Origin of the sequence: Streptomyces murinus (assembly GCF_002154555.1) — a bacterium.
GTDB classification, from domain to species: domain Bacteria; phylum Actinomycetota; class Actinomycetes; order Streptomycetales; family Streptomycetaceae; genus Streptomyces; species Streptomyces murinus.
Genome location: NZ_MUNF01000230.1, coordinates 1 through 6,079, shown reverse-complemented (window position 1 = coordinate 6,079; position 6,079 = coordinate 1). Strand labels below are relative to the sequence as shown.

Genomic DNA, 6,079 nt, shown 5'->3' with positions numbered 1-6,079 from the left:
TTGTCGATCCCCAGTCCCGGGCCTCCTCCCGGGACTGGGGATCGACAACGACCAGGCGGACTAGGGAAGTACGACAGCGAGGGCGCCCCCTCCCGAGCGGGGGCGCCCTCGTCGTCGTACCGCGGCCAGAAGCCGTACCGCGGGCCGGAATGCGTATCGCGGGCTAGAAGAAGACCGACCGCCGCTGGACCAGCAGCTTGTACAAGGTGTGCTGGATCTGTTCCCGCACCTGGTCCGTGAGGTTGAACATCAGCATCGGGTCCTCGGCCGCCTCCGGCGGATACCCGTCCGTCGGGATCGGCTCGCCGAACTGGATCGTCCACTTCGTCGGCAGCGGCACCGCGCCCAGCGGCCCGAGCCAGGGGAAGGTCGGGGTCAGCGGGAAGTACGGGATGCCCAGCACCCGCGCGACCGTCTTCGCGTTGCCGATCATCGGATAGATCTCCTCCGCCCCGACGATCGAGCACGGAATGATCGGCACCCCCTGCCGCATCGCCGTCGACACAAAGCCGCCCCGCCCGAACCGCTGAAGCTTGTACCGCTCGCTGAAGGGCTTCCCGATGCCCTTGAACCCCTCGGGCATCACCCCCACCAGCTCGCCCTGCTCCAGCAGCCGTTCCGCGTCCTCCGCGCACGCCAGGGTGTGCCCGAGCTTGCGCGCCAGCTCGTTGACCACCGGCAGCACGAACACCAGGTCCGCCGCGAGCAGCCGCAGATGCCGGTCGGCCGGATGGTGGTCATGGACCGCGACCTGCATCATCAGCCCGTCCAGCGGCAGCGTCCCGGAGTGGTTGGCGACGATCAGCGCCCCGCCCTTGTCCGGGATGTTCTCGACGCCCTTCACCTCGACCCGGAAGTACTTCTCGTACACCGGGCGCAGCAGCGACATCAGGACCTGGTCGGTCAGCTCCGCGTCGTACCCGAAGTCGTCGACCTCGTAGTCCCCGGTCAGCCGGCGCCGCAGGAAGGACAGTCCGGCCGCCACCCGCCGCTCCAGGCCGCCCTCGTCAGCGGGTGCGGGCCGGTCCACCGGCCGCTCGTCCTCGCCGACCGGGCCGTCCTCCGCCGCCGGCCCCCGCCCCGGCAGCCGCTGCACCTCACCAAGCTCACCGGCCCCGGCCCCGGCGTCGCCGCGGCCACCGCGCCGGCCGCCCGTGCCCCGCCGTCTCCCGGACCGCTGTGGACCACCGCCGCTCCCGCTCCCCCGGGACCGGTCGTCGTCGAAGGGAATGACCTTGGCGTCCGCCATCGTTACCGCGCTCCTCGGTCGGCGCTCTGCGTCGTGGACCGGCCGCCGCCCGGCAGGGCGAGCGCGGCGATCCGGTCGACGGCTCCCGCGACGGCCTCCGGCGGCAGCAGCCCCGCGCCCTGGCCCCGGGCGAAGTCCGCGAACGCCTCCGCCGTCGTACAACGGGGCGTGAACCCCAGCGTCTCGCGCATCTGGACGGTGTCCACGACCCGCCCATGGGTCAGCAGTCTGAACTGCTCCGGTGAGAAGTCCGTCATCCCCAGCGTACGGACCAGGGAGCCGGCCCAGGTGACCGCGGGCAGCAGCAGGGGCACGGTGGGCCGCCCGAGCCGCCGGGAGCACTGCGAGAGCAGCAGCACCCCGTCCCCGGCGATGTTGAACGTGCCGCTGTTGAGAGTGCCCCGGCGCGGTTCGTGCGAGGCGAGCCGCAGCACCTCCACCACGTCGTCCTCGTGCACGAACTGGAGCCGCGGGTCGTAGCCGAACACGGTCGGCAGCACCGGCAGCGCGAAGTACGAGGCGAGCGGGGTGTCCGCGGACGGACCGAGGATGTTGGCGAACCGCAGCACGCACACGGCCACATCGGGCCGCCGCCGGGCGAACCCGCGCACATACCCCTCGACCTCGACGGTGTCCTTCGCGAACCCGCCGCTGGGCAGCGACTTGGCCGGGGTGGTCTCCGTGAACACGGCGGGATCGCGGGGCGCGGAGCCGTACACATTGGTGCTGGACTTGATCACCAGCCGCCGCACCGCCGGCGACTTCTGGCAGGCACCGAGCAGCTGCATGGTGCCGATGACGTTGGTCTCCTTGACCGTGGCGCGGTTGCCGCCGCCCAGCGCGGTGCCCGTGACATCGAGGTGTACGACGGTGTCGGCGCCGGTCTCGGCGAGCACTCTGGCCATGGTCGGCTGCCGGATGTCGGCCTGGACGAAGTCGGCCCCGCCCAGCTGGTGCGCGGGCGGCACCGCGTCCACCGCGATCACCCGCTCGACCTCCGGGTCCCGCTGGATCCGCCGCACGAACCGGCCGCCCAGCTGCCGGGCGACCCCGGTGACGAGCACGACCTTGCCCAAGATCAGCGCCTTCCTTCCGCGTTACGCAGGTTCCGCGTTCCCCGTGGGGGCCAACTTAGCGGGTGGATGTTGCGCTGTGATGACTGCCCGATGCGCGAGGTGACGGAAATTCCCCGGCCGGTGTCGGCCGGATCGCCACCGGGTCACCCGGGATACACCTGTGGCCCCCCATCATTGCCGATGGGGGGCCACAGAACACGCTCTCGCGTCGCCGCTTACTTCTTGTTGCGGCGCTGAACGCGCGTGCGCTTGAGCAGCTTGCGGTGCTTCTTCTTGGCCATCCGCTTGCGCCGCTTCTTGATAACAGAGCCCACGACTACCCTCGCTCACTTCTCATCACTCGGTTGTTTGGGCGCCATGGGCCCACACGACCTACGAGGGGCTAGCCTACCCAACCGAGCGCTGAGGTCGTAATCGAGGGTCTCCGGGGATCCCCCGGAGGGGATCGTCAGGCCGTCTCCACCCCCACATAGCTGTCGCGGAGGTACTCGTGAACCGCTTGCTCGGGGACGCGGAAGGACCGCCCCACCCGGATCGCGGGCAGATGACCGCTGTGCACCAGGCGGTACACGGTCATCTTCGACACTCGCATCACCGTGGCGACCTCCGCCACGGTCAGGAACTGAACCTCGTTCAGAGGCCTCTCGCCGGCTACAGCCATGACACACCTGAACCTTCCGCACTCGACGGCCACCGGCTTCCCCTTCCGGTGACTCTTCGTCGTTGCGTGCTCACTCCCCAGACTAGGTGCGGGTGATGCGAGTGGGGAAGAGGTGCACCCATCGGCGGCCTACTGTGACAGACACGCGCGTTTGAGTACGTAGCGGGTGAGTGGCAGGTAGTGACTAGACCGGACTCCGTCGTCCAGGGGTACGACGACCCGGACGGCGCCCTCCGCCTGCCCGACGAACGGCGCGGGATCGTCGGAGTCGGCCGGGCCGATCGCCTCGAACCCCAGCTGACCTGCGCCGCAGAGCCAGCCGTGGTCGCCGACGACCAGTTCGGGCAGCGGGCCGCCGGAAGCCGCGGCGGCCTGAAGGACGACCCTGACCGGCAGCGGCGAATGACAGTGCGCGCCAGGCTCACAACCGGGGCGCCCGCCCTCGGTTTCCCGCACCAACGCGACGCGTCGTACGTAGTCGATGCGATGCGTACGTAGACCGAACTGGGTCAATATGTCGACACAGTGACCCCCCGCGGGGGTGAGGACCTCACATCCCGCCGCCGAGAGGGCGTCCGCGAGGGCGGCGTAGAAACCCAGCAGCGAGCGCGGGTGCCCGGTGCCGAACAGCACCGGTGCGTGACACCGCGCGGCCGCCGCGAGTCGTTCCGCGAAGGCGTCCAGCGCGGCGAGCGTCCGCGCCGGATCGATCACATCCGGCCCCGAGCGCCGCCGAGGATCGGCCGAAACACCACACCTGCGCGCCATCAGCCCGAGCAACTCCGGCTCACCCCAGGCCCCTTGCGGGTCGATCCCGAGCAGCACCCGGGGATCGCGGGCCGCGAACTGACGGTACCTCCGCAGACTCCGCTCCCGGGGGGTCTCGACGACCCCGGCCAGCCGGGCGGCGGACAGGTAGGTCAACACGCTTGCGATGGTGGCGCATCGGCTTGCCCGGTAAGGGAAATACCGGGGGATTTGCGCACGGTTGGCGTAACAGGCCCCAGGGGACTCTTGGACTTCCCTAGGGGAGCAGGCCCCGCAGGGGGAATGCCGCGCGGCGGGTCGCCAGGACGGACTGGTCCAGGCGGTCGGCGGGGTCGTAACCCCCCTCCCACGGCGCCCAGGAGACCGGCCAGCGGCCGTCCGTCATCCGCTGGGGAGCCAGCTCGCGGGTGCGGGCGTAGACCTCCTGGCGCCAGCCCTCGGGGATCACCGTCTCCGGGGTGACCGGCCGCCCCGCCGCGATGGCCACGAGATGCGTCCAGGAGCGGGGTACGACGTCCACCACCGCGTAACCGCCGCCGCCCAGCGCGACCCACTTCCCGTCGGCGTACTCGTGGGCCAGCTCATGGCACGCCAGTTGCACCGCCCGCTGCGCGTCCAGCGAGACCGCGAGATGCGCGAGCGGATCCTCGAAGTGCGTGTCGGCCCCGTGCTGGGAGACCAGCACCTGCGGCCGGAAGTCCGCGAGCAGTTCGGGCACCACCGCGTGGAACGCCCGCACCCACCCGGCGTCGCCCGTCCCGGCCGGCAGCGGCAGGTTCACCGCGGCCCCCTCCCCCGCCCCGGCACCGGTCTCCTGCGGCCACCCGGACTGCGGGAACAGCGTGCGGGGATGCTCGTGCACCGAGATCGTCAGCACCCGCGGGTCCTCCCAGAACGCGGCCTGCACCCCGTCCCCGTGGTGCACGTCCACATCCACGTACGCGACCCGTTCGACGCCCAGCTCCAGCAGCCGCGCGATGGCGAGCGCCGCGTCGTTGTACACACAGAACCCGGACGCGGCCCCCGGCATCGCGTGGTGCAGCCCGCCGGTGAAGTTCACGGCGTGCAGGGCCTCTCCCCGCCACACCGCCTCGGCCGCCGCCACCGACTGCCCCGCGATCAGCGCGGACACCTCGTGCATCCCGGCGAACGCGGGATCGTCCAGCGTCCCGAGCCCGTACGACGTGTCGGCGCCCGCCGGGTCAGCGGAGGCGGCCTTGACCGCCTCGATGTAGTCGTCCCGGTGGACGAGGCGCAGCGTGGACTCCCCGGCCGGCTTCGCCGCGACGATCTCCAGCTCCCGGTCGACTCCCAGGGCACCGACCAGCTTCCGGGTCAGCGCCAGCCGTACCGGGTCCATCGGATGCCCGGGGCCGAAGTCATAGCCCGTTACTGCCTCGTCCCACATCAGCTGTGCGCGGCCGCTCATGCCCGCCACCGTATCGGCCCCCACTCGTCGCGAACGACCTGGCGTACACGAGCGTCACCAGCACCAACACCATCGGCAGCAGCATCGCCCCGCGATAGCTCCAGGCGTCTCCCACCGCGCCCACCAACGGCGATCCGACCAGGAATCCGACGTAATTGAAGATGTTCAGCCGCGCGACCGCCGCGTCCGAGGCCCCGGGGAAGAGCCGTCCCGCCGCCGCGAAGGTCTGCGGCACCAGCACACACAGCCCAAGTCCCAGCAGCGTGAACCCGAGCATCCCCACCCATGCCCCGGGCGCCACCGCCACCACCGCGAACCCGGCGGCCGCCACCAGCGCCCCGAGCCGTACGACCGCCGCCGCGCCGAACCGCCGTACCCCGAAGTCCCCCAGGGCCCGCCCGACCAGCGTGGTCACCATGTACACGTTGTACGGCACCGTCGCCAGCTGCTCCGAGCTGCCCAGCACGTCCTTCAGGTACTTCGCGCTCCAGTTGGAGACCGTCGAGTCCCCGATGTACGCGAAGGTCATCACCAGGCACAGCGGCAGCAGCAGCTTGAAGACCACGCCCCCGCCGCCGCTGCCCTGCGCCACCGGCGCCGCCGCGTCCCCGTCGACGTACCACCGGCTGCCCACGAGCGTCGCCGGCAGCAGGACGGCCACCACCGGCAGGTACGACACCCACAGCGCCAGCTGCCAGTGCGCCCCGGCCCACGCGAGCGAGGCCCCGACGATGCCGCCCAGGCTGTACGCGGCGTGGAAGCTGAGCATGATGCTGCGCCCGTACGACCGCTGGAGGCTGACCCCGAGCATGTTCATCGAGGCGTCCAGCATCCCGACCGACAGCCCGAACACACCGAGCGCCACCGCGACCGCGGCCAACTGCCCCTGCCCGCCC

At 71.3% G+C, this 6,079-nt stretch carries 7 protein-coding genes; all 7 read right to left on the bottom strand.

All coding sequences use genetic code 11. The features are described 5' to 3' along the window. Window positions 1-163: 163 nt before the first annotated feature. Complete coding sequence (locus tag CCN72_RS15590) at window positions 164-1,249, bottom strand: lysophospholipid acyltransferase family protein (protein WP_086808030.1); 1,086 nt, start codon at window positions 1,247-1,249, stop codon at window positions 164-166. 2 nt (window positions 1,250-1,251) lie between these two features. Next, entirely contained in the window at window positions 1,252-2,325 is a 1,074-nt protein-coding gene (locus CCN72_RS15585; RefSeq protein ID WP_086808029.1) for an NAD-dependent epimerase/dehydratase family protein, read from the bottom strand. A 215-nt stretch (window positions 2,326-2,540) separates the two neighbouring features. Next, on the bottom strand, window positions 2,541-2,639 hold the full coding sequence (locus tag CCN72_RS15580) for a 30S ribosomal protein bS22 (protein WP_003948845.1): 99 nt from the start codon (window positions 2,637-2,639) through the stop codon (window positions 2,541-2,543). A 134-nt stretch (window positions 2,640-2,773) separates the two neighbouring features. Beyond that, complete coding sequence (locus tag CCN72_RS15575) at window positions 2,774-2,986, bottom strand: helix-turn-helix domain-containing protein (RefSeq protein ID WP_158101359.1); 213 nt, start codon at window positions 2,984-2,986, stop codon at window positions 2,774-2,776. 129 nt (window positions 2,987-3,115) lie between these two features. Beyond that, complete coding sequence (locus CCN72_RS15570; RefSeq protein WP_402149024.1) at window positions 3,116-3,913, bottom strand: phosphatase; 798 nt, start codon at window positions 3,911-3,913, stop codon at window positions 3,116-3,118. A gap of 97 nt (window positions 3,914-4,010) precedes the next feature. Then, window positions 4,011-5,183 carry an acetoin utilization protein AcuC gene (locus CCN72_RS15565; protein ID WP_085565944.1) on the bottom strand — a complete coding sequence of 391 codons (1,173 nt, stop codon included), beginning with the start codon at window positions 5,181-5,183 and terminating at the stop codon, window positions 4,011-4,013. Continuing rightward, on the bottom strand, window positions 5,134-6,079 hold a 946-nt coding region (locus CCN72_RS15560), incomplete at its 5' end, for an MFS transporter (protein WP_107430108.1). The genes CCN72_RS15560 and CCN72_RS15565, both read right to left, overlap by 50 nt.

Coding starts and splice junctions, on each gene's coding strand:
- CCN72_RS15590 (WP_086808030.1), bottom strand. CDS start 1,249: ATGGCGGACGCCAAGGTCATTCCCTTCGACGACGACCGGTCCCGGGGG.
- CCN72_RS15575 (WP_158101359.1), bottom strand. CDS start 2,986: ATGGCTGTAGCCGGCGAGAGGCCTCTGAACGAGGTTCAGTTCCTGACC.
- CCN72_RS15565 (WP_085565944.1), bottom strand. CDS start 5,183: ATGAGCGGCCGCGCACAGCTGATGTGGGACGAGGCAGTAACGGGCTAT.